The following is a 21,223-nucleotide window of genomic DNA, read 5'->3' as shown; positions in this document are numbered from 1 at the left end:
AGAGCCTAGAGGGTTCTGGAGATCAACTCTTTCATGATTTCATTGGTTCCGCCGTATATGCGCTGCACGCGGGCGTCGGCCCACATTTCGGCGACGGGGTATTCCATCATAAAGCCGTAACCGCCGAAGAGCTGGACGCATTCGTCAAGCACTTCGCCTTGGGTGTCGGTGAGCCAGTATTTGGCCATGGCGGCTTTTTCGACGGTAAGTTCGCCGCGCAGGTGCTCGACCATGCAGTCATCGAGGAAGGCGCGGGCGACTGTGAGTTTGGTTTTGCACTCGGCCAGCTTGAAGCGGGTGTTCTGGAACTGCATGATCGGGCCGCCGAAGGCCTCACGCTCTTTGCAGTATTCAATGGTGCGTTCGACCGCGCCCTGCATGGCACCGACCGCGCCGCAGCCGATGATGAGGCGCTCCTGGGGGAGCTGTTTCATCATCTGGTAGAAGCCTTGCCCCTCTTCGCCGCCGAGCAGGTTTTCGGGCGGGATTTCGACATTGTCAAAGAAGAGCTCGGAGGTGTCGGCGGCGTGGCAGCCGACTTTTTCAAGATTACGGCCGCGTTTGAAGCCTTCCGCTTTCGCGGTTTCGACCACAATCAGCGAGGTGCCTTTGGACCCTTCCTTGGGGTCGGTCTTGGCCGCGACGATGATGAGATCGGCGTGTTGGCCGTTGGTTATGAACGTCTTGGAGCCTGTGAGGCGGTAGGCGTTGCCGTCTTTGATGGCGCGGGTTTTGAGGCCTTGCACATCGGAGCCGCCTGACGGCTCGGTCATGGCCAGTGCGCCGACCATTTCGCCCGAGACCATTTTGGGCAGCCAGCGCTTTTTTTGCTCTTCAGAGCCATAGGCAAGGATGTAATGCGCGACGATGCCCGAGTGAATGCCATTGCCCCAGCTTGCCAGATTGGCGCGGGAAGCCTCGATGAGAATGGCGGCTTCATGGCCGAAATCGCCGCCAGCGCCGCCGTATTCTTCGGGGATCGACGGACAGAGCAGGCCAAGTTCACCGGCTTGCTGCCATGTGGAGCGGTCCATCTCTCCCTGTTTGCGCCATTTGTCATACTGAGGCATCCATTCCTCGGTGATGAACTTCTGCGTCATGTCGGCGATCATTTGGTGTTCTTCGGTCATCCATGCGGAAGCCATATCGTGTCTCCTCCCCAGAAGAATTTAGCGTTTGCGCGCATCAAGCTCGGAATTGAAGAGCCTGAGGCGGGCTGTCAGGTTTTCGTGGTTCATCACGCTTTCAAAGTTCTCGAACAGGAATGAAAGCGCCTCGCCCTCATCAAGCCCCGCCTCTTGTGCGAACTTCTTGAGCCTGCGGTAACCGTCTTCTGTCATGGCGGCAGGGAAGCGGCGGGTGAGGCGGAAGCGTTTGGGCATCAGGCGTCTTTCTTGTTTTTCCAGAGTAGCGAAGTGAGGATGAACAGCGCGAGGCCTGCGAAGAACAAGTAGGGGCTTTTGCCCATGCCTGCGTGTTCGGCGGCCTCTGTGCCTTTGGCGACCTCAAGAGAGACGACGCCAAGGGCCATGTAGATCGCTGCGCCAAGCCATGTAAAGCAGGACAGGATCAGGACAAGTTCTCGCAGGCTGTTCATCGGTTCCTCGGTGCTTAAAACTGGTCCTCGCTCAGTGCCATGACAGGATCTGCTCCGCTTTCGATTCTTGCAAGGTGCAAGGCTGTGGCGGGCAGGCGGCGTGCCATATAGTAGCGGCCTGTTGCCAGTTTGGTCTCGTAAAACGCTGCGTCAGAGGCACCTGCGGCGAGGGCATCAAGCGAGGCGCGCGCCATGCGGGCCCACATGAGGCCAAGGCAGACATGGCCCATCATGTGCATGAAGTCGGTTGAGCCAGCCAGTGCTGCGTTGGGGTTCTTCATGCCGTTTTGCATGAAGAACATGCCTGCTGCCTGAAGGTCCTTCGATGCTTTCTTGAGCGGCTCGACAAAGGGCTCCATGCCTTTGACATCTTTTTGCTCGGCGCAGAAGGATTTGACCATATCAAAGAAGGCCATGACATGTTTGCCACCGTCTTGCGCCAGCTTGCGACCCACCAGATCGAGGGCCTGAACGCCATTGGCGCCCTCGTAGATCATGGCGATGCGGGCATCGCGGGTAAACTGCGACATGCCCCATTCCTCAATGTAGCCGTGACCGCCGTAAACCTGCTGCGCCTCGACTGTCATGGCGTAGCCCATATCGGTGAGGAAGCCTTTGACCACCGGGGTCATCAGCGAGATGAGGCCGTCGGCGTCTTTGTCATCGGCGCGGTGGGCGGCATCAATGAGCGACGAACCCCAGAGAATAAAGGCGCGGCCCGCTTCGACGAAGCTTTTCTGATCCATCAACATGCGGCGCACATCGGGGTGCACGATGAGCGGATCGGCGGGGCCATCGGGGTTTTTCACGCCTGTGACATCGCGGCCTTGAAGGCGGTCTTTGGCGTAGAAAACAGCGTTTTGATAAGCGGCTTCGGCTTGGGCGAGGCCTTGCATGCCAACGCCGATGCGGGCTTCGTTCATCATGGTGAACATGGCGCGCATGCCTTTGTGCTCGGTTCCGAGCAGGTAGCCTGTGGCACCGTCATAATCCATCACGCAGGTCGAGTTGCCGTGAATCCCCATCTTTTCTTCGAGCTTGCCGCAAACCACGCCGTTACGATTGCCCAGAGAGCCGTCGTCCTTGACTATGAATTTGGGCACGATGAAGAGCGACACACCTTTGATGCCATCGGGGCCGCCCGGGATTTTGGCGAGGACCAGGTGGATGATGTTGTCGGCCATCTCGTGTTCACCTGAGGAGATAAAGATTTTCTGGCCGGAGATTTTGAAGCTGCCATCGTCCTGTGGCTCCGCTTTGGTGCGCATGAGGCCCAAATCGGTTCCGCAGTGTGGCTCTGTCAGGTTCATCGTGCCGGTCCACTCGCAAGAGACCATCTTGGGCAGATAAGTGTCTTTTTGGGCGTCTGTTCCGTGGGCAAGGATGGCCGAGGCCGCGCCGTGCGTGAGGCCTTGATACATGGTGAAGGCCTGATTGGCGGCCGAGAACATTTCACCGACAGCCGTGCCGAGCACATAGGGCATACCTTGGCCGCCGTATTGTTCGGGCATATCCAGACCTGTCCAGCCACCTTCGCGGACCTGATCAAAGGCTTCCTTGAAGCCTGTCGGCACGCGGACCACCCCATTTTCAAGCGAGCAGCCCTCGTTATCGCCAACCACATTGAGGGGGGCAAGAACATCGGAGCAGATTTTGCCTGCTTCTTCCAGCACGGCAGATGTGAAATCGGGCTCAAGCTCGCTGTAGCCCGGAATATCGGAGGCGCTGGCTTTGAGAACTTCGTGCAGGACGAACTGAAGGTCTTTGACGGGGGCGGTGTAGGTTGGCATGTGGTCTCTCTCCCTAGTGGTCTTGTTATCGGCTTATTCGGCGGCGTCTTTGGACACGGCCGTGCTGGCGAGGGTTTGGGTGACCCAGTCGATTTGCTCACCCAGATCATTGATGGCTTCGTTGAACTCGTTGCGCTGGCGCTCCATGTCGGCGAGGCGCTCTTTGGCTATGGCAAGCGTGCGTGCGAGCTGGGTCTGTTGCTGGTCGCCAACGTGGTAAAGCTCAAGCAGCTGGCGGATTTCTTCGAGTGAAAAGCCGAAGCGTTTGCCGCGCAAGATCAGCTTGAGGCGAGCGCGGTCTCGGCGCGTGAACAGGCGCTTCTGGCCTTCACGATTGGGCGAAAGAAGCTCTTTGGCCTCATAGAAGCGCAGGGTGCGGGGCGTCACCTCGTAAGTGTCGCACATCTCGCGGATTGTCATAAGTCGGTCAGTATCGGGCATGTGTGCCTCTCTGAAAGATCAGGTTAAGTCATCGCATTACAGTCTAGATGCGGGGCTTGACCGAGTCGTTCAAGAGGGAGTTGACGTTAACGTAAGGAATACGTTGCGTCACTTTTTGGTTTTCAGCGTCTCAAGTGTTTCGCTGCGGCTGTGGGTGAGCTCGCTGATGGCTGTTTCGGTCTCGGCGCGCTGTTTTTCGAGCACGGCGAGTTGGCTATCGGCCATATCTATCCAGTGTTGAAGCTGTGCTTTCGTGCCGTGTTCTTCGTAAATCATCAGGAACTGGCGGATATCTTCAAGGGGGAAACCCCAACGGCGGCCGCGCATGATCAGGGTCATTCGCGCCACCTCGCGGGGGGAGTAAAACCGTGCGCGGCCTTCACGCTCGGGCTGGAGAAGCTCGATATATTCGTAGTAACGCAGTGTGCGCGGCGTTACGTCAAATTTGGCGCACATCTCTTTGAAAGTTACCCGTGTTTCGCTCATCGTTTTTCTCCTCTCGCTAAACTTATGGTGGTAGCCCGCAAGACACAAGATAGGCTGATGCGTGGTTACAGCTTGCGAAGGCTGCGCGCCTCTGGAAGTATCGCGCAAAAGGAAGCAGAGCACCCGATGGACAAATCCAAGATTGCCAAACAGTTTATTCAGGCCATCCCGCACAGCCGCGCGCTGGGAATGGAGCTTACCGATATCGGCGATGGCTTTGCCCGCATCGAGATGCCTTATGCCGAGCAGCTCGTGGGCGACCCTGAAACAGGGGTTGTGCATGGTGGCGCGGTTTCGGCGCTGATGGACACGTGCTGCGGGGCGGCGGCGATGAGCCATCCAAGCTCGCCCGCGGGCACGGCAACGATTGATTTGCGCATTGACTATATGCGTGCCGCCACGCCCGGCCAGACGATTGCCACCGAGGCGCATTGCTATCATATCACCCGCTCGGTTGCCTTTGTGCGGGCTGTTGCGACCGATGATGACAAAGACAATCCTGTGGCCACGGCCACGGGTGCTTTTACGGTGGAGCGCTGAACATGAGCCGCAAACGTCCTGAACCTGTGCAGGTTATCAAACAACGCCGTGATGCGGCCTTGAATGCGCTTGTGCACGGTGTGCCCTATATCAACTTTATGGGCATTGAATTTGACCGCAGGGGGGACGAGCTCACCGCGATGCTGCCCTATGATGACAAGCTTATCGGCAACCCGTTTTTGCCGGCGCTACATGGTGGGGCGATTTCGGGGTTTATGGAAGTTGCGGCTGTCATCGGGCTGAGCTGGGTGCATTTGTGGGACGAGATCGAGCGCGGAGAGATGGACGCGGACGAGGTTGTCAAAGGCCATTTGCCGCGTTTGCCCAAGACAATTGATTTTACCGTCGATTATCTGCGCACAGGCCTGCCGCGCGACGCCTATGCGCGCGCTAAGGTGAACCGCTCGGGGCGACGCTATGCGAGTGTGCATGTGGAAGCGTGGCAAGATAACCGTGGCCGTATTTTTGCACAAGGCACGGGGCATTTTCTGATGCCGATGCGCGATGACTGACGCGCCAGTGGACGCAACGCCGATCACCAACAGGCGTGTGCTGAAAATTGCCATTCCGATTTTGCTGGCCAATGTGACCATCCCTGTTCTGGGCGCGGTGGATACGGCTGTCGTGGGCCAGATCCCCGATGCTGCGCCGATTGCGGCGGTGGGCGTCGGGGCTGTAATCCTCTCGGCCATTTACTGGGTGTTCGGCTTTTTGCGGATGGGCACCACAGGGCTTACCAGCCAGGCGGCGGGCCGTGGCGAGGCGGGCGAAGTGGCGGCGTTACTCACCCGCGCGCTCATGATCGGCTTGGCGGGGGGGGTGTTTTTTATCCTGATCCAACCGCTGTTGATCTGGGGGGCGTTTCGCCTTTCGCCTGCGAGCGGTGAAGTTGAGGGGCTAGCGGAAACCTATATGCGGATTCGTATATGGTCGGCCCCTGCGGCGATTGCGATGTATGGCATCACCGGCTGGTTGATTGCGCAGGAACGCACGCGGGAGGTTTTGTGGATTCAACTGATCATGAACGGGGTGAATGTGGGGCTTGATCTGCTTTTCGTGCTTTCGTTTGGATGGGGTGTTGCAGGTGTCGCTTGGGCGACGTTTATTGCCGAATGGTCGGGGCTGGTCTTCGGGTTGTGGATGTGTCGGGAAGCGTTTCGCCATTCTGCATGGCGGGATTGGGCACGAGTGTTTGACCGCATCAAGCTCAAGCGCATGGCGGTTGTGAACACCGATATCATGATCCGCTCGCTCTTGTTGCAGGGCATCTTCGTGTCGTTCCTGCTGCTTGGGGGGCGCTTTGGTGATGTGACGCTGGCGGCCAATCAGGTGTTGCTGCAATTCCTGCACATCACGGGCTACGCGCTTGACGGATTTGCCTTTGCCGCCGAGGCGCTGGTGGGGCAGGCATATGGTGCGGCGGCTGTTGCCCGCGTGCGGAGAGCGGCTGTTCTGACGAGCATGTGGGCGCTGGGGCTGGGCGTGTTTATGGCGCTGGCCTTCTGGGCTTTCGGCCCCATGATGATTGATGTGATGACCAAAGCGCCAGAGGTGCAGGCAGAGGCGCGCAGCTACTTGCCATGGATGATTGCCGCGCCCGTGATCATTGTCGGGCTGACGCAATTTGACGGCATATTCATTGGCGCGACCCGCACGGCGGATATGCGCAATATGATGTTTGTGGCCTTTGTGATCTATGTTGTGGCCGCGTGGATGTTGATGCCGCTTATGCAAAACCACGGGCTTTGGCTGGCGCTGCATATCTCGTTTATCGCCCGCGCGGGAAGCCTGGCCTTGCGCTACCCTGCGCTTGAGCGGGCAGCTAGAGCAGGCTGAGAACAGCCTCGGGCGGGCGGCCTATGGCGGCTTTGTCACCCGCGAACACGATGGGTCGCTCTATGAGCTTGGGTGTTTGGGCCATGGCGGCAAAGAGCGCATCATCGGGGCTTGCTTTGTTGAGGCCCTGATCTTTGAATTCGGCCTCACCTGTGCGCATCATGTCGACCGGTTTTACGCCGAGCACCTTGGCGGCGGCGCGCAATTCGGCTTCGCTTGGCGCGTCTGTCAGGTAGAGGCGGATTGTGGGCGCGTGCGCCTCGATCAGCGCCAATGTCTGGCGCGATTTCGAGCAGCGCGGGTTGTGCCAGATTGTTAGAGCCATGCGTCACGTCCTGTTCCGACCGCGTCAGCGACATTTGCGAAACCGTCTTTTTCCAAGAGTGTATCAAGCCCCTGAGCGATTTCGGAGGCGAGGTTAAGCCCATGATAAACGAGGGCTGTGTAAAGTTGCACGGCAGATGCGCCTGCGCGAATTTTGTCGTAAGCCTGTTCGGCTGTGCTTATTCCGCCGACACCGACGAGAGGGAGCTTGCCTTCGGTCGCATGGCTCAACTTGGCCAGAACACGGGTGGAGCGCTCGAACAGCGGCGCGCCGGAGAGGCCGCCGGCCTCGGATTTGGCGGGGCTTTGAAGGCCCTCGCGGCTGAGGGTCGTATTTGTGGCGATGATGCCAGAAAGGCCTTGAGCGAGGGCGACATCGGCGATTTCGCTGATTTCTGTGTCTGTCAGATCGGGGGCGATCTTGAGAAACACAGGCAGCGGTTTTTTCAGCCAGCTGTTGGCTTCCATGACACCGGCGAGCAGGGCGGAGAGAGCTTCAGCGCCCTGAAGATCGCGCAGCTTTTCGGTGTTGGGGGAGGAGACATTGACGGTGGCAAAATCAAGATGTGCGCCGCAATAGCTGAGCACGCGCGCAAAGTCTTCCGCGCGGTTTTCGCTGTCCTTGTTGGCACCGAGGTTGAGGCCGATCACGGCATCGCTCGGGCGGGTGGCCAGCCGTGCGTTGGCGGCTTCCATGCCTTTGTTGTTAAAGCCGAAGCGGTTGATCGCGGCTTGATCTTCTGTCAGGCGAAAGAGCCGTGGCTTGGGATTGCCGTTCTGAGCGCGCGGCGTGACAGCTCCGACCTCGACAAAGCCGAACCCCGCGCGGGACAGGGGGCCGAGCACTTCGGCGTTTTTGTCAAAGCCTGCGGCGAGGCCGACGGGATTGGGCAAGCTAAGGCCTGCCAGTGTCGTAGTCAGGCGCTTTGATGTGACGGGGCCAGGAAGCGGTACAAGGCCCAGCTTGAGCGCGCGGATGGCGAGACCGTGGGCGCGCTCGGGGTCAAGCTTGTGCATGGCTTTGAGGGCAAGTGCTTCGAGTGTGCTCATTTTGTGAGGGCCTCATCGGGGAATATATGAACACCATCGACCAGTGGTAGGGGCCATGAGGCGGTGACATCGGACAGTTTGATATTGCGGTAAAGATGCGGGAAGAGCGCGCCGCCGCGGGAAACCTCCCATTTGAGGGCATCGCCGAGTGTGTCGGCCTCTACCGCCAGAAGCACAAGGCCTTGAACGCCTGCAAAGTGCTTGGCGGCGGTTTCTTGTGCCTGTTCGGGTGTTGAAAAATGCACATAACCGTCGGCTATATCAATCGGCGCGCCTTGGCTTTCGCCGCTTGCGCGCAGGGCGTCCCATTCGGGGGCGCGGAGTATCTTGAGGATCAGCATAATAGGCAGATGCCTGTTCGCTGCAGGTGCGTCAAGCCTTGGCGAATTGCGGCACATAAGTTTTGACTAAGCTGCGTAAGCGTAGCACCATCGGGTATCAACCAGGGAGAGACTCACTATGCTCACACGTATTTTGGGCGGCACTGCTGCATTGGCACTGTTCACAGGCGTGATCACCGGCCTGAGTGCCGGAACAGCAAAAGCCGATTACACGCTGCATATTGTTCACATCAACGATCTGCACAGCCGGATCGAGCCGATCAACAAGTACGACTCGACCTGCAACGCCGAGGACGCGGCTGCGGGCGCGTGCTTTGGCGGTTATGCGCGTGTTGCGACCAAGATCAACGAGTTGCGCGAAGAACTGGACGGACAAAACCTGCTCGTGCTGGATGCGGGGGACCAGTATCAGGGGTCGCTGATGTATACGACGCATAAGGGCGACGTTGAAATCGAGATGATGGAGAAAGTCGGTTTTGACGTTATGGCCGTTGGCAACCACGAGTTTGATGATGGCCCCGAGGGGCTGTTGAAGCTGGTGGAGGGCGTGTCCTTTCCTGTGATCTCCGGCAATATTGATGTTTCGCGTTCAAACGTTCTGGCAGGCAAGGTGGTAAACCATGTGGTGCTTGATGTGGGCGGTGAGAAGGTCGCGATTATCTCGGCTCTGGCGACAGACACATCCGAGACATCTTCTCCCGGAGATGCGGTGATATTTCAGGATGAAATCGAGAGCCTGAAAGCCGATGTTGCGGCGCTGGAAGCGGAAGGGGTGAACAAGATCATCGCGCTCAACCATGTCGGGGTGAAGAAAGACATGGCGATAGCCGGGGCTGTGGCCGGACTTGACGCTGTGGTCGGCGGCCATTCGCACACCTTGTTCTCAAACACCGAAGACGGCGCGATGGCTTATCCGACGATGGTGGGAGGCGTGCCTGTCGTGCAGGCCTATGCCTACTCGAAGTATGTCGGCCACCTTGTGTTGACGTTTGATGATGAAGGAAACGTGACTGCCGCCGAGGGCGACACGATTTTGCTGGATGCGTCTGTTGCGGAAGACCCTGAAATTGTCGCTCGTGTGGCGGAGCTTGCGGGGCCGATCGAGGAGATGAAAAACCGCGTTGTTGCGGAGGCAGCTGATGTGATCAGCGGGGACCGCACGACATGCCGCGCGGAGGAATGCTCTATGGGTAACCTTATTGCCGAGGCGATGCTGGACCGTGTGAAAGACCAGGGTGTTGAAATTGCCCTTCAGAACGGTGGCGGTATTCGCTCTTCTATTGATGCTGGTGAGGTGACTATGGGTGAAGTGCTTTCGGTGCTGCCGTTCCAGAATACGCTTTCTACCTTTGAAGTGAGCGGTGAAGTGCTGCTCGCGGCGCTTGAAAACGGGGTGAGCCAGTATGAAGACGGCGCGGGGCGGTTTCTGCAGGTGGCGGGGATGATCTATGCGTTTGATCCGAGCCAGCCCGTGGGCGAGCGGATTTCCGATGTGATGGTGGGCGATGAACCGCTGGATCTTGCGAAGGATTATAAGGTTGTGTCCAACAACTATGTGCGCGGTGGCGGAGACGGCTTTGCCATGTTCCGCGATGCGGCGAATGCTTATGACTTTGGCCCCGATCTGGCCGATGTGACAGCGGAGTATATGGCGCAGAATATCCCTTACACGCCGATGACGGACGGGCGGATTGTGAAGAAGTGATTGGCTGAAGTGCGGCCCCGCCTGTGGAAGCCGGCGGGGTTGCGCACTTCGGCTGGCCCTATAGTGTCGAGCGTATGAATAAGAAATACACTGGAAAATGTCTGTGTGGCGGCGTGACCTATGTTGCCGAAGCAGAGCCAGTTATTGTTGCGCAGTGTCATTGTGAAGTGTGCCGCCGCTTGAGCGGGACGGGTCATACGGTGGGCGCTATGTTTCCCGCAAGCGCTGTTTCGGTGCACGGAAGGCTGAGTGAATTCAGATATGTGTCTGATCGCCGATCAGAGGTTACAAAAGCGTTCTGCCCGACCTGTGGCAGCCCTGTTTACGGCAAGAACACGCGCGCGCCTGACCATATAACACTCACGCTCGGCACGATGGACGATGCCAGCGGGCTGGACGTTGAGGTTGTTATATTCGAGCGCGACAAAGCAGGTTGGGACCAACTTGGGGACAGTGTCGTATGCTTTGCGACGCAGCCTGACTGGACGCCTGAGGGGTGATGACTGTGAGGTCGATCGCCTTTTGGGGCGGCGTCCTAGCGCTCGGGCGGTGTCCAGTCGCTTTCTATGTCTGCACCTTGTCGCCGTAACCGTAGAGCAAGGCCGATAGCCACGCCGACGCCTATTGCGACTGTCAGGTCTGTGAAGACGGTGAGCACCAGCGTCAGCAGAAGGAGCACCCTGTCGGAGAGGCGGGTTTGCATGTAGCCACGCCATTTGTGCGGCTCGCTCATGTTCCAGGCTGTCAGGATGAGCAGGCCCGCGAGGGCAGGCATGGCGAGATAGCCCGCGAGCGGGGCGGCCAGCAACATGACCAGCAGAATGGTGAGGGCGTGAACGAGGCCTGCAACGGGCGTTTTGCCGCCTGCACGGACATTTGTAGCTGTGCGGGCAATGGCGCCTGTGGCGGGGAGGCCGCCGAACATGGCGGAGCCGATGTTGGCGAAACCCTGCGCCAGCACCTCGGCGTTTGGCCTGTGGTGGCCGCCTATCATTTTGTCGGCAACCATGGCTGACAGGAGCGATTCAATACTGGCGAGGAAGGCAATGACGAGGGCCGAGGGAAGCAGTTCCATGACCCGCTCGAAACTGATTGCTGGAAGGGAGGGAGCGGGCAGGGTGCTTGGCAAGGCGCCGAATTGGGAAAAGATCGTATCAACTTGAAGGTTGGCCAGCGCCACGAAGGCGGAAGTTATGCCGACGGCGATGATCAGCCCCGGGAACTTTGGCGCGGCGCGGCGCAGGGCCACAATAAGAACCATCGTGGCGAGGCCAATTGCGAGGGCGTAAGTGTTCAAGGCTGTGCGTGCGCTCCAGAGCACTTCGACTTTTTCGATAAACTCCGCAGGGACACCGGAAAGGGACAGGCCGAGCAGGTCATTGATCTGGCTTGTGGCGATAATGACGGCGATACCTATGGTAAAGCCGTTGATCACCGGCTCGGGCACATAGGCGACAAGGTTACCGGCGCGCAGGAAGCCTGCGAGTAACATGATGATTCCAGCCATGAAGGTTGCGAGGACGAGGCCGTCGTATCCGAACTCGGCGATGACACCGAAAACGACGACGATAAACGCGCCTGTCGGTCCGCCGATCTGCACACGGCTGCCACCAAGTAGAGAGATCAGGAAGCCAGCGACGATGGCCGTTATGATGCCTTTTTCCGGCCCGGCCCCCGAAGCGATTGAGATGGCAAGGCTCAAGGGCAAGGCCACCATGGCCACAGTCACCCCTGCGATCATGTCGCTGGCGAATTGCGCACGGTCATAAGTGGAAAGGGTGGTCAGTATTTTGGGTTTCATGACGTGATCTAAATCTTCAGGCCGAGAAGAAGCAACCGGTTAACGATGCATAGCCACCATGCGCCTCATTCGGTGCTGAGCAGAACCACTTCAACACGCCTGTTGGCCTCGCGGCCTGCGGCGGTGAGATTGCTCAGGATGGGGGAGAGATAGCCCATGCCTTCGGCTTCCATTTGCGTGGCGGGAATGGAATAGGCTGAAGAAAGCCGCTGCATGACCGAGGTTGCGCGGCGTTTGGAGAGGGAAATGTTGTTTGCGAGCGCGCCGACCGTATCGGTATGACCGACGAGGGCGATTTTGCGGTTTGGATTGTTGCGTAGGTAGGTGGCGAGGGCCTCAAGACTGGCAAAGCTGCCTTGGCCAAGGTCGGACGAGCCTGTTTCAAAGGTGAGGTCGGGCAGCACGGCGTGGCCCAAAGTTTCGAGTTGCTCGCCGAGCGGACCTTTGGCGGTAGGCTGCGTGCTTGGCTGTGATTGGGCCACGATGGCTTCCCCGCGGGCTGTTTGAAGCGGGGCAGCGCCTTCGGGGGCGACCTGCACGATCTGCACATAGCCTGCCGTTGTGTCGCGGCTGACAAGCACAGTGACATATTCCGTGCGCGAACCTTCTTCGGCGTTTTCAGACGTGCGGCGGGCGGTGAGGAAGATGTAATCAAACAGATCGACGAACATATCGGGTGCGGCGATCACATCGGTTGAAAAGCGGAAGTCAAAGCCACCGCAGAATCTGTCTTGGCATTTGAACAGCAACTCGAAACCCGCCTCGGTGAGGCTGGCCTCGATGGGCGAAAGGATCTGTTGCGGTGTGACTCCTTGATGCGGGATGCGGTAAGCTTGTTTGGTGACGCGCCCCGAAATGTCGAACACGGGCAGCAAGCCTCCCGTATAGGGTGCTATGGGGGCAGAATAAGTGCCCTGAGCGCTGGTTGTGTTGAACGTCAGATTGGCGTTGGACGGCAGAGCCAGCCCCTCGGCCAGAAGCGGCGAAGGGGACAGCGCCATAAGCGCCAGAGCAGCAAGGCTGTATTTAGCGCGCCATTTAGCGCGACTGTGCGTGATACTCGTCATTCGGGCGCATATCTGTGGCAGAGGCCACACGGTTGGTCATGTTGTAAAAACCGGCAACATTGGCGATGTCCCAGATATCGCGGTCGGAAAAACCCACGGCGCGCAGGCCTTCGCGATCGGCCTCGACAATCGTATAGCTGGCTATTGTTACTTTCTCGGAAAAGGCGAGCATGGCGGTTTGGCGGGCGTCCAGATCGGCGGCGCGCCAGTTCATAACCAGCATTTCACCAAGCATCGGATCACCCGACAGCTCGCGCACGGCCTGACCATGGGCGGTGAGGCAATAGAAGCACTTGTTGATGGAGGAGACCGCCACAGCGATCATCTCGCGTTCAAGCTTTGATAGGCCGCTTTGGGCGAGCATCAGGTCATTGTAGAGCGCGGTGAAGGCGTTGAGCTTGTCGATGTCAAACGCATAGGCTTGCAGCACGTTCGGCACGAGGCCGAGCTTTTCCTGACAGATGTCAAAATATTTTTGTGTGGCTTCGGGGAGCGGGTCAACCATCGGCAGGTCAAGCGCTGTGGGGTGTTTATAGCTCATGTCGGCTCTCTCTTTTCAGGCGGTAGTGATACTGTCCCACACATGTCATGCCGAGGGAAGTGTAGAGCGCATTGCCAGCAGCATTGGCCTGTGTGACGACAAGCGAGATATGGTCCGCACCGTTTTGAGCGGCCCAGTGGGCGAGTTCGTACATGGCGTATTTGCCCATGCTTTGCTTGCGTTGGTGCGGCAAGACCTCAAGCGCGTGGACCATCGCGATACCTTTATGAATGGCACAGAAGGCAGCCGCAGCAGGGTGATCATTGAGCCGTCCGATGAGGCCTGTCTTGGGGCTGTAAGCGCGGTGCATCACTGCTACGCGGCCTGCGCCTATGCCGCCTTTGGCCCAGATATCGAGCATGATGGCCAGAGGCTCCCATGCCAGAAGGGCAGTCACGCGGGGCGGATGTTTGTCATCAAAGACCGAGACGGGAGCAACATAGGCATTCACGGGGTCCTGAATAGCGTAGCCCTGCGCCTCAAGCAGCGCATCAAGCGCCTCGTCGCCTTCGCGGATCATGAAGAGTTTGGGCTGGTTGAGCGCTTCCATTCTGGTTTCGGCGGCTGCGATATCGCTGGCTGTGACAGGCTGGCGTGCGGTTGTGGCGCTCACGCGCTGGCCGCCACCTTCGCCACGGCGGAACAGCCACGGGCCTTCAGGCATATACTCGGCAGCGGGCCATGTGCCATCGACCACATCGTAGATTTGCTGGATATCGGGCAAGGTCATTCGGGAAACATCTCCGCGAGTTCGCACATGGCTTTATCAAGTGCCGGCCCGTCTGCGCTGCGCATCACGATGTTGGAGCCGTAAGCGCCATTGTCCTGAAACGGATAGGAGCCGATGGAAAGCTGCGGGTAGCGTTGGGCCAATTCGCCAAGCGGGCCAGCGATATCGCCTTCGCCACGGTTGATGCGAAGCGTCTGGCTGAGGAGCGGCGCGCCGCCTGTAAGAGTTGGCAGCACGGAGGCGAGCATGGCCTGGAAGACGGACGGCACGCCCGCCATGACATGCACATTTTTCAGGGTGAAACCCGGAGCGATGGAAACGGGGTTATCGATCAACGTAGCGCCATCGGGGATGCGGGCCATGCGCATGCGCGCGGCGTTGAACTCGCGGCCTGTTTCTTCATAGAAGGCGGTGAGGAGCGCACGGGCGTCATCGCGCACGTCGATATGCGCGTCAAAGGCTTCTGCGATACAATCGGCGGTGATGTCATCATGGGTTGGACCGATGCCACCTGAGGTGAACACGGTGTCATAGCTTTTTGAGAGGGCTTGAACGGCGGCCACGATTGCGGGGGCGTCATCGGAGACGACGCGAACCTCGGCCAGAGTGATTCCTGCCTTGGTCAGCTCGCCTGCGAGGAAGTGCATATTGGCGTCACGGGTGCGGCCTGAGAGAATTTCATCGCCAATGACAAGCATTGCGGCTGTTGGGTTGGACATTTGCTCTCCTTGAAGATGGCTTGGCTTGGGTATAGGCCCTATCCCATGCGCTTTCAAACCCCACTTGAGCCTGCGACACTCTTGCGCCGCTATAAACGCTTTCTCGCCGATATCAGGCTGGGCGACGGGCGCGAAGCGGTGGCGCATTGTGCGAACCCCGGCAGCATGATGGGACTGGCGGAAGAGGGGATGCGGATATGGGTGGAGCCCAATGATGACCCTAAGAAGAAGCTCAAGTATGGCTGGCGGCTTGTGGAGCATGGCGGGGGGCATTTTACGGGGGTTGATACCTCTGTGCCGAACCGTGCGCTGAAGGCTGCACTTGAAGCGCGCGAGATTGGCGGGCTGGAGTATAATGTGGTGCGCCCCGAGGTGAAATATGGCGAGAAGAGCCGTGTAGATTTTCTGCTACAAGGCGGGGCGCGGGATATTTACCTGGAGGTGAAATCCGTCACGCTGATGCGGCAGGCAGGTTTGGCTGAGTTTCCCGACTCGGTCACGGCGCGGGGGCTGAAGCACTTGCAGGAACTGGCGGCTATGGTGCATGCGGGGCACAGGGCTGTCTTGTTCTTTTTGGTACAGCGCACGGACGCTACGGCGGTGAGCGTAGCGGAAGACATTGATGCGGCTTATGCAGCAGGCCTGCGGGAGGCCATGGCGGCGGGCGTTGAGGTGGTGGCTTATGATTGCTTGATTGACCCTTACGACATCAGCCTTGGTAAGCCCTTGCCTGTGCGGCTCTGATCCAAAGGAGGCGCTGCCGCGCCGCTCTTATTCAGGACTTTGCGAGCCGACGTGCTTAACGAGCGTTGTTTGCTTTTGAGGTGTCGAAATTTAGGTATTTGGGAACAGAAGAAGCAGAGGCGTGCGCGCCTTGATGCATGGGGTGGCCCTTGGGGCAGATCCGATTTATGTAGGGCGAAAGTGATCAGACAAAGATGAGGCGAGTCCCGTGAACAAAGCGCATACAGGACCAGTGACGAAAGATGGCATCCGCATTCATCGCGAGGCGGATTTTGCAGGAATGCGTAAGGCCGGGCGTTTGGCCGCCGAGATTCTTGACCGTATTGGCGAGCATGTTTTTGTTGGCCAGACCACAGCCGAGCTTGACCGTATTGTTGAGGAAATGGTCAACGAGGCGGGTGCGAAATCGGCGACCATCGGCTATAAGGGCTATGAGCATGCAAGCTGTATTTCGATTAACCATGTTGTCTGTCACGGCATCCCCGGCGACAAGAAGCTGAAAGATGGCGACATCCTCAATATTGATGTCACTGTAATTGTTGATGGCTGGTTCGGAGACACGAGCCGTATGTTTGTGGCGGGCAAGCTCGGGCGCAAGGCGGAGCGGCTTATCGAGGTGACGCATGAGGCGCTGTTTAAGGGCATTGAGGCGGTGAAACCCGGCAATACGTTTGGCGACATTGGTCATGCGATCCAGAGCTTTGTGGAAGGTCACCGCATGAGTGTTGTGCGTGATTTTTGCGGCCACGGGCTTGGCAGTGTTTTTCATGCGCCGCCGAATGTTTTGCACTATGGTCGCGCTGGCACGGGGCCTGTGCTGGAAGAGGGCATGTTCTTTACCATCGAACCGATGGTGAACCTTGGACGGCCGGAAACCAAGGTGCTGGCTGATGACTGGACGGCTGTGACGCGTGACAAATCACTCTCGGCACAGTTTGAGCACTCGATCGGGGTGACGGCGAGCGGCTATGAGATTTTTACTTTGTCGCCGGCGGGAACGTTTCATCCGACATACGGCTAAGCGCTGCGTCTGAGGATGGTGATCACTGTGCTGCCGTATTTGCGCTGATCTTCAAGTGTGAAGCCTTGGGGCACTATGGTTGCTGCGCTTTCTTCCCAGACGATGAGGGCATCCGCGGTGAGCCAGCCTTGCGCGAGGGCTGAGGCGAGGGCTTTTTCGCCCATTGATTTGCCGTAGGGCGGATCGAGGAAGACAAGCGAACAGGGGGCTTTTGCGGTGGGCAGAAGCGTGGCATCGGCCTTGAGCAGCGTGGCATCGGCCTGACGGCGGGCTTTGGTGAGGTTTTCGGATATGAGCTTCTGCCCTGTGCGACCATTCTCAACATAAGTGACATGCGCAGCCCCCCGTGAGAGGGCTTCCAGACCGAGCGCGCCTGTGCCTGCGAAGAGATCCAGCACGCGCGCGCCTGCCGGCTGACCGTAGTGCGCCAGAATGTTGAACAGGCTTTCGCGGACGCGATCAGACGTTGGGCGCAGGTGTGCCTCCGCATCGCCTTTTCCGACCTCTGCAAGCACCAGGCCGCGGTGTTTTCCTGCGATAATCCTCACGTTTTCATCAGTGCTTTCATGTCGGTTTCCGGATCGGCTATCTCTTCCGGAGAGGGCGATTTCCCCGCTTCGATGAGGCGCTTACCGATCATGTAGGCGCGGGGATCGTTTGCGGCATCGACAGCGAGGAGCGTTTGGCCCTGATAATACCAGAAAGAGATGCTGCCGTCTTTTTCGCCAAGGCGGGTGACGACGCGGTCATAGCCAGTGTTGAGGCCGGCGATTTGCAGTTTCACATCGTATTGATCGGACCAGAACCAAGGTTTTGCTGTGTAATCAACGCCTTTTCCGAGCATGTTTTGGGCAACCACTTCGGCTTGGTCGATGGCGTTTGGCACGCTTTCAAGGCGGATGCGGGTGCCGCGATAGGGGAAGGACGCGCAATCGCCTGCGGCCCAGATGAAGGGATCGGAGGTGCACCCTTGAGCATCTGTCATGATGCCGTTTTCCAGAGTGAGGCCAGCGGCTTCGGCCAGTTGTGTGGCGGGGGCAATACCAACGCCGACGACGGCGAAATCTATTTCAAGCGCGGTTCCGTCAGACAGCTCGGCGCCTGTGACGCGGCCTTCGCCTGTGAGACGGGTGAGGCCTGTGCCTTCAAGGATTTCGACGCCGTGTGAGGTGTGCAGCGCGCGGAAATAGTCGGATGTTTCAGGCGACGCGACACGCTGCAAGATGCGGTCGGCCATTTCCACAAGGGTGACTTTGAGGCCCTTTTTCGAGGCCACAGCAGCGGCTTCAAGCCCGATGTAGCCGCCCCCGATGATGAGGACGCGCTTGCCTGTCGCAAATTCGGGTTCCATCGCATCGACATCGGACAAGCCGCGTACCACATAGACCCCTTGCAGCGCGCCGCCGATGCTGGCGGGGAGGCGATGAGGCGTGGAGCCTGTGGTGAGGGCGAGTTGGTCATAGCTCAGAAGCTCGCCATCCACCGTCAGTGTCTTGGCGCGCGGATCAATCGCGCTCACATGTGCGTCAAGGCGCAGTGTGATGTTCTGATCGGCGTAGAAACTTGCGGGGCGCAGGTAGAGGCGTTCAAGCTCCATCTCTCCAAGCAGATAAGCTTTGGAGAGCGGCGGGCGCTGGTAGGGCGGGGCGGATTCTTCTCCGATGAGCGTGATATCGCCTTCAAAGCCCTCGTTGCGCAGCTTGGCGACAAGAGAGGAGCCTGCCTGACCTGCTCCGATTACGACGATATGTGACATGAGACTGATCCTTCTGCTGGCCCTAGGCGTAAAGAACCCTATATGCTTTGAAGAAGAAAGCGCAAACAGGAGACATAGACGTTATGACAATTTCAGTTGGAGACAAGCTGCCAGAGATGGCTGTGATGACACTCGGTGCAGACGGGCCTGCGCCTGTGGAACTGGGCGAGAAGCTTAAGGGGCGCAAGGTTGTGATCTTTGCTGTGCCCGGGGCGTTTACGCCAACGTGCCATAGCGCACATGTGCCAAGTTTTGTGCGCCAGAAAGAGGCGCTTGCGGCCAAAGGAGTGGACGAGATCATCTGCCTCGCGGTCAATGACCCGTGGGTTGTGAACGCTTGGGGCGAAGCAACGGGTGCGGCGGGCGAAGGCATAACCATGCTCAGTGATGCCTCCGGCGCGTTTACCAAAGCGATTGGTATGGATTTTGACGCGCCACCTGTGGGTTTTGCGGGCCGCTCGAAGCGCTATGCGCTGATGGCGGAAGATGGTGTGGTAAAGGTGCTGCACGCCGAAGACAGCCCCGGCGAGTGCGAGATTTCGGGCGGTGAAGCTATGGTTGCGGCGCTCTAAAGCACGCATTTCAGAGAGATTTGTCAGGCCCTCCATTCGGGGGGCCTTTCTTTATGCGCTTTCACATGGGCGCGAGACGCAGTAGGCGGGGCCAACTTCACAGCTCAGGAGCCGGACATGGCGCAGAACGCGACGATATATAAAGTTGAACTCTCCGTGTCTGACATGGACCGGCATTATTACGAGACCCACAAGCTGACCGTCGCCAAGCACCCCTCGGAAACCGACGAGCGCCTGATGGTGCGGCTGCTTGCTTTTGCTTTGAATGCGCATGAGCAGCTGGAAATGACCAAGGGGATTTCAACGGACGGGGAACCGGACATCTGGCAGAAAAGCCTTGGGGGTGAGCTGGATCTCTGGATCGCGCTGGGGCAGCCGAGCGAGAAGCTTGTGCGGCAATCCTGCGGCAAAGCCAGCAAGGTGGTTGTCTATAGCTACGGGGGCAGGACAGCGGAGATGTGGTGGGAGAAACTCAAGAACAGCACCACCCGTTTTGACAACCTGCAGGTTGTGAACCTCTCTGAGAAAGACACAGCCGAGCTGGCAAAAATGGCAAACCGCTCGATGAAGCTGCAGGTGAATATTCAGGACCGCGAAGTGATGCTTAGCGTTGATGAGAGCATGGTCTATGTGACGCCTGTTGAGTGGAAGGCAGCCGAGAGCTGAGCTGAAGGCGCGGGCCTCACAGGCTGTCCAGTTTGCGGGCGAGCTTGGCATCGAGAGAGCTGAGGCCGCCTGCGTCGTGGGTTGTGAGCGTGACGGTGACCTTGTTGTAAACGTTGCTCCATTCGGGGTGGTGGTTCCACTTTTCCGCCCAGAGCGCGGCTTGGGTCATCCAACCAAAGGCTTCGGCGAAGTCTTTGAATTTGTAGGTTTTGGTCATGGCGTCGCGGGTCTCGTCCTGTGACCAGCCGTTTTGATAGAGCGGTGCGAGGAGTTGCTCGCGCGCTGTATCGCTGAGAACTTCTATCAATCTTGTTCCTCCCTCGTTTCAGTTTTGAACGGGCCGAAGCCCGTGAGAATTTCGATTTCTTCGCCAATGGCGCGGCGCTCGGCCTTTAGGTAGTGTTCCACGGCGCCGGAAAAGCCTTCATCGGCCAGCCAGTGCAGTGAATGGCAGGTTTGCGGAAGGTAGCCGCGCGCAAGCTTGTGTTCTCCTTGTGCGCCAGCCTCGACACGGGGCAGGCCAAGTTCTATGGCCGCTTCGATTGCCTGATAATAGCACAGCTCGAAATGCAGGCAGCGGTGATCTTCGGTGCAGCCCCAGTAGCGGCCATAAAGCGCCTGCTCGCCGATAAAGTTGAGCGCGCCGGCGATGGGCGTGCCATCGCGCTCTGCGAGCACGAGGATGATATCGTCACGTAGGGTTTCGTGTGCGATGTCGAAGAATGCGCGTGTGAGATAGGGCGTGCCCCATTTGCGCGCGCCGGTGTCTTGGTAGAATTCCCAGAAGGCATCCCAGTGCTGTGGCTCGATCTGATCGCCTGTGAGACGGTGGATTGTGCCGCCGAAAGCCTGTGCTTCGGCACGCTCGCGGCGGATATTCTTGCGCTTGCGCGATGTGAGGGAGGCGAGGAAACCGTCAAAAGATGTGTAGTTTTGATTGTGCCAGTGAAACTGCTGGGTGGTGCGCCGCAAAAGGCCCATGGCCTCGCCTGCGATGACCTCGTCTTCGGTGCAGAATGTCACATGGAGCGAGCTGACGCCTTGCTCGGCGGCAACCTGAACCGCGCCTTGCACGAGGGCGGGCATTGCGCGGGCTTCGCACCCTTCGCGCGCCAGAAACCGGCGGCCTGTGGCAGGGGTGAAGGGCACGGCGATTTGAAGCTTGGGGTAATATTGCCCGCCAGCGCGCTGGAAGGCATCTGCCCAGTTGAAATCGAAGATATATTCTCCTTGGGAGTGTGACTTGCCATAAAGCGGTGCGCAGCCGATCATCTGTCCGTTTTCGTGCGCGGTGAGGTAGAGCGGCTGCCAGCCTGTGCCTGTGCCGACTGAGCCGCTTTCTTCGAGTGCGAGCAGGAAGCGGTGGGTTGTAAAAGGGTCAAGCGGGCGGGGGCCGAGCGCGCGGGCGCAGGTGTCCCAGTCGACTGAGGGGATGTCCTTCAGCGACGGATTGAGCCGAATCTCGATGTGCGCGTCGCTGTCCATATCAGCCCTTA

General features: G+C 58.6%; 28 protein-coding genes. 9 read left to right on the top strand and 19 right to left on the bottom strand.

Going from position 1 to position 21,223, the window contains the following annotated elements:
• Positions 1-5 precede the first annotated feature (5 nt).
• The 6 genes from OE750_RS08420 to OE750_RS08395 form a co-directional block, all read right to left on the bottom strand.
• A complete protein-coding gene (locus OE750_RS08420; RefSeq protein ID WP_263763473.1) occupies positions 6-1,145 on the bottom strand; it encodes an acyl-CoA dehydrogenase family protein in 1,140 nt (379 codons plus the stop codon).
• A 24-nt stretch (positions 1,146-1,169) separates the two neighbouring features.
• A complete protein-coding gene (locus OE750_RS08415; RefSeq protein ID WP_263763471.1) occupies positions 1,170-1,382 on the bottom strand; it encodes a hypothetical protein in 213 nt (70 codons plus the stop codon).
• On the bottom strand, positions 1,382-1,597 hold the full coding sequence (locus OE750_RS08410) for a hypothetical protein (protein ID WP_263763469.1): 216 nt from the start codon (positions 1,595-1,597) through the stop codon (positions 1,382-1,384). Before OE750_RS08410 ends, OE750_RS08415 begins: the two co-directional genes overlap by 1 nt.
• A 14-nt stretch (positions 1,598-1,611) precedes the next feature.
• Positions 1,612-3,387 (bottom strand): acyl-CoA dehydrogenase C-terminal domain-containing protein, encoded by a 1,776-nt coding sequence (locus OE750_RS08405; RefSeq protein WP_263763467.1) that lies wholly within the window; start codon positions 3,385-3,387, stop codon positions 1,612-1,614.
• A gap of 33 nt (positions 3,388-3,420) precedes the next feature.
• On the bottom strand, positions 3,421-3,828 hold the full coding sequence (locus OE750_RS08400; protein ID WP_318527990.1) for a MerR family DNA-binding transcriptional regulator: 408 nt from the start codon (positions 3,826-3,828) through the stop codon (positions 3,421-3,423).
• Between the two features lie 108 nt (positions 3,829-3,936).
• Positions 3,937-4,314 (bottom strand): MerR family transcriptional regulator, encoded by a 378-nt coding sequence (locus OE750_RS08395; protein ID WP_263763465.1) that lies wholly within the window; start codon positions 4,312-4,314, stop codon positions 3,937-3,939.
• Positions 4,315-4,440: 126 nt separating this feature from the next.
• Here OE750_RS08395 and OE750_RS08390 point away from each other — a divergent pair, with 126 nt between their 5' ends.
• Genes OE750_RS08390 through OE750_RS08380 form a run of 3 tightly spaced genes read left to right on the top strand, consistent with a single transcriptional unit; the run spans position 4,441 to position 6,690 of the window.
• Entirely contained in the window at positions 4,441-4,854 is a 414-nt protein-coding gene (locus tag OE750_RS08390; protein WP_263763737.1) for a PaaI family thioesterase, read from the top strand.
• Between the two features lie 2 nt (positions 4,855-4,856).
• A complete protein-coding gene (locus tag OE750_RS08385) occupies positions 4,857-5,366 on the top strand; it encodes a PaaI family thioesterase (protein ID WP_263763463.1) in 510 nt (169 codons plus the stop codon).
• Entirely contained in the window at positions 5,359-6,690 is a 1,332-nt protein-coding gene (locus OE750_RS08380; protein ID WP_263763461.1) for an MATE family efflux transporter, read from the top strand. The genes OE750_RS08385 and OE750_RS08380 overlap by 8 nt, the downstream gene beginning before the upstream one ends.
• Here the strand turns inward: OE750_RS08380 and arsC are convergent.
• From arsC to OE750_RS08365, 3 genes are read right to left on the bottom strand one after another with little or no spacing between them, the layout of a single operon-like run.
• Complete coding sequence (gene arsC / locus OE750_RS08375; protein WP_263763459.1) at positions 6,677-7,015, bottom strand: arsenate reductase (glutaredoxin); 339 nt, start codon at positions 7,013-7,015, stop codon at positions 6,677-6,679. The two genes, OE750_RS08380 and arsC, sit on opposite strands and share 14 nt — an antisense overlap.
• Positions 7,006-8,064, bottom strand: coding sequence for a quinone-dependent dihydroorotate dehydrogenase (locus tag OE750_RS08370; RefSeq protein WP_263763457.1), 1,059 nt, complete (start codon positions 8,062-8,064; stop codon positions 7,006-7,008). The genes arsC and OE750_RS08370 overlap by 10 nt, the downstream gene beginning before the upstream one ends.
• The gene (locus tag OE750_RS08365) at positions 8,061-8,405 is read right to left on the bottom strand and encodes a DUF952 domain-containing protein (protein ID WP_263763455.1); all 345 of its coding nucleotides are present in this window, start codon (positions 8,403-8,405) and stop codon (positions 8,061-8,063) included. Before OE750_RS08365 ends, OE750_RS08370 begins: the two co-directional genes overlap by 4 nt.
• A 118-nt stretch (positions 8,406-8,523) precedes the next feature.
• Between OE750_RS08365 and OE750_RS08360 the strand changes: the two genes are divergently transcribed.
• Entirely contained in the window at positions 8,524-10,110 is a 1,587-nt protein-coding gene (locus OE750_RS08360; RefSeq protein WP_263763453.1) for a bifunctional metallophosphatase/5'-nucleotidase, read from the top strand.
• Here the strand turns inward: OE750_RS08360 and OE750_RS08355 are convergent.
• On the bottom strand, positions 10,071-10,307 hold the full coding sequence (locus OE750_RS08355; protein WP_263763451.1) for a hypothetical protein: 237 nt from the start codon (positions 10,305-10,307) through the stop codon (positions 10,071-10,073). The genes OE750_RS08360 and OE750_RS08355 overlap by 40 nt on opposite strands.
• A 12-nt stretch (positions 10,308-10,319) precedes the next feature.
• Between OE750_RS08355 and OE750_RS08350 the strand changes: the two genes are divergently transcribed.
• Positions 10,320-10,610, top strand: a complete 291-nt coding sequence (locus OE750_RS08350) for a GFA family protein (protein WP_263763449.1) — start codon at positions 10,320-10,322, stop codon at positions 10,608-10,610.
• Between the two features lie 35 nt (positions 10,611-10,645).
• Here OE750_RS08350 and OE750_RS08345 read toward each other — a convergent pair whose 3' ends face one another.
• The 5 genes from OE750_RS08345 to OE750_RS08325 all read right to left on the bottom strand — a co-directional run bounded on the left by OE750_RS08345 (position 10,646) and on the right by OE750_RS08325 (position 14,968).
• Entirely contained in the window at positions 10,646-11,911 is a 1,266-nt protein-coding gene (locus tag OE750_RS08345; RefSeq protein ID WP_263763447.1) for a SulP family inorganic anion transporter, read from the bottom strand.
• A 65-nt stretch (positions 11,912-11,976) separates the two neighbouring features.
• The gene (locus tag OE750_RS08340; RefSeq protein ID WP_263763445.1) at positions 11,977-12,978 is read right to left on the bottom strand and encodes an OmpA family protein; all 1,002 of its coding nucleotides are present in this window, start codon (positions 12,976-12,978) and stop codon (positions 11,977-11,979) included.
• Positions 12,950-13,519, bottom strand: a complete 570-nt coding sequence (locus tag OE750_RS08335; RefSeq protein ID WP_263763443.1) for a peroxidase-related enzyme — start codon at positions 13,517-13,519, stop codon at positions 12,950-12,952. Before OE750_RS08335 ends, OE750_RS08340 begins: the two co-directional genes overlap by 29 nt.
• Positions 13,509-14,249, bottom strand: a complete 741-nt coding sequence (locus OE750_RS08330) for a GNAT family N-acetyltransferase (RefSeq protein ID WP_263763442.1) — start codon at positions 14,247-14,249, stop codon at positions 13,509-13,511. The genes OE750_RS08335 and OE750_RS08330 overlap by 11 nt, the downstream gene beginning before the upstream one ends.
• Positions 14,246-14,968 (bottom strand): competence/damage-inducible protein A, encoded by a 723-nt coding sequence (locus OE750_RS08325; RefSeq protein ID WP_263763440.1) that lies wholly within the window; start codon positions 14,966-14,968, stop codon positions 14,246-14,248. Before OE750_RS08325 ends, OE750_RS08330 begins: the two co-directional genes overlap by 4 nt.
• Positions 14,969-15,013: 45 nt before the next feature.
• Here OE750_RS08325 and sfsA point away from each other — a divergent pair, with 45 nt between their 5' ends.
• Entirely contained in the window at positions 15,014-15,712 is a 699-nt protein-coding gene (gene sfsA / locus OE750_RS08320; protein ID WP_263763438.1) for a DNA/RNA nuclease SfsA, read from the top strand.
• Positions 15,713-15,920: 208 nt separating this feature from the next.
• Positions 15,921-16,733 (top strand): type I methionyl aminopeptidase, encoded by an 813-nt coding sequence (gene map, locus OE750_RS08315; RefSeq protein ID WP_263763436.1) that lies wholly within the window; start codon positions 15,921-15,923, stop codon positions 16,731-16,733.
• On the opposite strand, the gene rsmD is transcribed toward map, so the two are convergent.
• Together rsmD and OE750_RS08305 are read right to left on the bottom strand one after the other, a co-directional pair.
• Positions 16,730-17,281 carry a 16S rRNA (guanine(966)-N(2))-methyltransferase RsmD gene (gene rsmD / locus OE750_RS08310; protein ID WP_263763434.1) on the bottom strand — a complete coding sequence of 184 codons (552 nt, stop codon included), beginning with the start codon at positions 17,279-17,281 and terminating at the stop codon, positions 16,730-16,732. The genes map and rsmD overlap by 4 nt on opposite strands.
• Positions 17,278-18,489 carry an NAD(P)/FAD-dependent oxidoreductase gene (locus OE750_RS08305; protein ID WP_263763432.1) on the bottom strand — a complete coding sequence of 404 codons (1,212 nt, stop codon included), beginning with the start codon at positions 18,487-18,489 and terminating at the stop codon, positions 17,278-17,280. Before OE750_RS08305 ends, rsmD begins: the two co-directional genes overlap by 4 nt.
• An 83-nt stretch (positions 18,490-18,572) precedes the next feature.
• Here OE750_RS08305 and OE750_RS08300 point away from each other — a divergent pair, with 83 nt between their 5' ends.
• Positions 18,573-19,061, top strand: a complete 489-nt coding sequence (locus OE750_RS08300; protein WP_263763429.1) for a peroxiredoxin — start codon at positions 18,573-18,575, stop codon at positions 19,059-19,061.
• A gap of 117 nt (positions 19,062-19,178) precedes the next feature.
• The gene (locus OE750_RS08295) at positions 19,179-19,727 is read left to right on the top strand and encodes a YaeQ family protein (protein ID WP_263763427.1); all 549 of its coding nucleotides are present in this window, start codon (positions 19,179-19,181) and stop codon (positions 19,725-19,727) included.
• Between the two features lie 16 nt (positions 19,728-19,743).
• Here OE750_RS08295 and OE750_RS08290 read toward each other — a convergent pair whose 3' ends face one another.
• Together OE750_RS08290 and OE750_RS08285 are read right to left on the bottom strand one after the other, a co-directional pair.
• Positions 19,744-20,034 (bottom strand): 4a-hydroxytetrahydrobiopterin dehydratase, encoded by a 291-nt coding sequence (locus OE750_RS08290; protein ID WP_263763425.1) that lies wholly within the window; start codon positions 20,032-20,034, stop codon positions 19,744-19,746.
• Positions 20,031-21,212 (bottom strand): GNAT family N-acetyltransferase, encoded by a 1,182-nt coding sequence (locus tag OE750_RS08285; RefSeq protein WP_263763423.1) that lies wholly within the window; start codon positions 21,210-21,212, stop codon positions 20,031-20,033. The genes OE750_RS08290 and OE750_RS08285 overlap by 4 nt, the downstream gene beginning before the upstream one ends.
• Positions 21,213-21,223 lie beyond the last annotated feature (11 nt).

The sequence above is a fragment of the Lentibacter sp. XHP0401 genome (assembly GCF_025751535.1).
In the GTDB taxonomy this organism is placed as follows: domain Bacteria; phylum Pseudomonadota; class Alphaproteobacteria; order Rhodobacterales; family Rhodobacteraceae; genus Lentibacter.
The sequence above is the reverse complement of the archived record's forward strand: the minus strand, read 5'-3'. Positions and strand labels throughout refer to the sequence as shown.